We start from the raw sequence: 3,262 nt of genomic DNA, 5'->3' as shown, positions 1-3,262 counted from the left end.
GCTGCGTTTCACTTCCGAGTTCGGGATGGGATCGGGTGGTTCCACAGCGCTAATTTCACCAGGGAGGCTTTTGGAGAGTCGCACTCGTCCCGGGGGACAAGGCGCCAGCCTCGCATAGTTCTTGTGACGTAGCGTGCACTTGGATGCTCTTACGACGTTGTCGTAAAGCCAAGGCAACTTGAGGTTATATGGTCAAGCCGCACGGATCATTAGTATCAGTTAGCTCAATACATTGCTGTACTTACACACCTGACCTATCAACCACGTAGTCTACATGGTTCCTTCAGGGGGCTTGTGCCCCGGGAGATCTCATCTTGAGGCGCGCTTCCCGCTTAGATGCTTTCAGCGGTTATCGCTTCCGAACATAGCTACCCGGCAATGCCACTGGCGTGACAACCGGAACACCAGAGGTTCGTCCACTCCGGTCCTCTCGTACTAGGAGCAGCCCCTCTCAAATCTCCAACGCCCATGGCAGATAGGGACCGAACTGTCTCACGACGTTCTGAACCCAGCTCGCGTACCACTTTAAATGGCGAACAGCCATACCCTTGGGACCGACTACAGCCCCAGGATGTGATGAGCCGACATCGAGGTGCCAAACACCGCCGTCGATATGAACTCTTGGGCGGTATCAGCCTGTTATCCCCGGAGTACCTTTTATCCGTTGAGCGATGGCCCTTCCATACAGAACCACCGGATCACTAAGTCCTAGTTTCCTACCTGCTTGATCCGTCGATCTTGCAGTCAAGCACGCTTATGCCTTTGCACACAGTGCGCGATGTCCGACCGCGCTGAGCGTACCTTCGAGCTCCTCCGTTACTCTTTAGGAGGAGACCGCCCCAGTCAAACTACCCACCATACACGGTCCCCGACCCAGATAATGGGCCCAGGTTAGAACGTCAAGCACGACAGGGTGGTATTTCAAGGATGGCTCCACCACAGCTAGCGCCATGGTTTCATAGCCTCCCACCTATCCTACACAGACGAACTCAACGTTCAGTGTAAAGCTATAGTAAAGGTTCACGGGGTCTTTCCGTCTTGCCACGGGAACGCTGCATCTTCACAGCGATTTCAATTTCACTGAGTCTCGGGTGGAGACAGCGCCGCTGTCGTTACGCCATTCGTGCAGGTCGGAACTTACCCGACAAGGAATTTCGCTACCTTAGGACCGTTATAGTTACGGCCGCCGTTTACTGGGGCTTCGATCAAGAGCTTCGCCTTGCGGCTGACCCCATCAATTAACCTTCCAGCACCGGGCAGGCGTCACACCCTATACGTCCACTTTCGTGTTTGCAGAGTGCTGTGTTTTTGATAAACAGTCGCAGCGGCCTGGTTACTGCGACCCTCTTCAGCTATAGCTCGCACGAGCCACCAAAAAGGGTGCACCTTCTCCCGAAGTTACGGTGCCATGTTGCCTAGTTCCTTCACCCGAGTTCTCTCAAGCGCCTGAGAATTCTCATCCTACCCACCTGTGTCGGTTTACGGTACGGTCTGCGTAAGCTGAAGCTTAGGAGCTTTTCCTGGAAGCGTGGTATCAGTGACTTCGTCTTAAAGACTCGTCTCGGTGCTCGGTCTTAAAGGATCCCGGATTTGCCAAAGATCCAAACCTACCGCCTTTCCCCGGGACAACCAACGCCCGGTACACCTAACCTTCTCCGTCCCTCCATCGCACTTACGCGAGGTGCAGGAATATTAACCTGCTTCCCATCGACTACGACTTTCGTCCTCGCCTTAGGGGCCGACTCACCCTGCGCCGATTAACGTTGCGCAAGGAAACCTTGGGCTTTCGGCGTGCGGGTTTTTCACCCGCATTATCGTTACTCATGTCAGCATTCGCACTTCCGATACCTCCAGCAGACTTCTCAATCCACCTTCGCAGGCTTACGGAACGCTCCTCTACCGCGCATAACAAAGTTATGCACCCCAAGCTTCGGTTCAGTGCTTAGCCCCGTTAAATCTTCCCCGCAGACCGACTCGACCAGTGAGCTATTACGCTTTCTTTAAAGGGTGGCTGCTTCTAAGCCAACCTCCTGGCTGTCTGTGCCTTTCCACATGGTTTTCCACTTAGCACTGAATTTGGGACCTTAGCTGTGGGTCTGGGTTGTTTCCCTTTTCACGACGGACGTTAGCACCCGCCGTGTGTCTCCCATACAGTCCGTCTCGGTATTCGGAGTTTGCAATGGTTTGGTAAGTCGCGATGACCCCCTAGCCATAACAGTGCTCTACCCCCGAGAGGATACATATGAGGCGCTACCTAAATAGCTTTCGAGGAGAACCAGCTATCTCCGGGTTCGATTAGCTTTTCACTCCTAATCACACCTCATCCCCTACCTTTGCAACGGGAGTGGGTTCGGGCCTCCAGTGCGTGTTACCGCACCTTCACCCTGGGCATGACTAGATCACCCGGTTTCGGGTCTACTGCCCGCGACTATGCGCCCTTATCAGACTCGGTTTCCCTTCGCCTCCCCTATACGGTTAAGCTTGCCACGAACAGTAAGTCGCTGACCCATTATACAAAAGGTACGCAGTCACTCCTTGCGGAGCTCCTACTGCTTGTACGCACACGGTTTCAGGTTCTATTTCACTCCCCTCTCCGGGGTTCTTTTCGCCTTTCCCTCACGGTACTGGTTCACTATCGGTCGGTCAGTAGTATTTAGCCTTGGAGGATGGTCCCCCCATGTTCAGACAGGGTTTCACGTGCCCCGCCCTACTCGTCTTCACTGGAATGGCCCTTTCAGATACAGGGCTGTCACCTTCTATGGCCGCTCTTTCCAGAGCGTTTTCCTAGAACCAATCCAGCTTAAGGGCTAGTCCGCGTTCGCTCGTCGCTACTGACGGAATCTCGGTTGATTTCTTTTCCTCTGGTTACTTAGATATTTCAGTTCACCAGGTTCGCTTCCAGCAGCTATGTATTCACTGCAGGATACCCGCAAGCGGGTGGGTTTCCCCATTCGGACATTACCGGATCAAAGCTTGTTGCCAGCTCCCCGATACTTTTCGCAGGCTGCCACGTCCTTCATCGCCTCTGACCGCCAAGGCATCCACCGTGTGCGCTTATTCGCTTGACCATATAACCGCAAGTTGCCTTGGGTCATATCTGATCCAGGGGTACAAAGCCTGGATACGAATATAACGACTCAATCAATAAAGAGACTTTCGTCTCTCGCCTTAGCCTCACGACACGTCTGATAGAACATCTCAAACGCTCGCTACGTCACAAGTTTTAAAAGAACACGTACCGGCCACAGTGCCGATGCGTATA

At 53.5% G+C, this 3,262-nt stretch carries 2 rRNA genes; both read right to left on the bottom strand.

Features of this window, described 5'->3' with window-relative positions:
* Window positions 1–63, bottom strand: a 5S ribosomal RNA gene (rrf, locus tag ACVOMM_RS18620); the annotation flags it as partial.
* 125 nt (window positions 64–188) lie between these two features.
* Window positions 189–3,068, bottom strand: a 23S ribosomal RNA gene (locus ACVOMM_RS18615).
* Between the last annotated feature and the right edge of the window lie 194 nt (window positions 3,069–3,262).

This window comes from Stenotrophomonas sp. STEN009, assembly GCF_056760395.1.
Note: the sequence above shows the minus strand (reverse complement) of the source record. Positions and strands in the feature narration are given on the sequence as shown.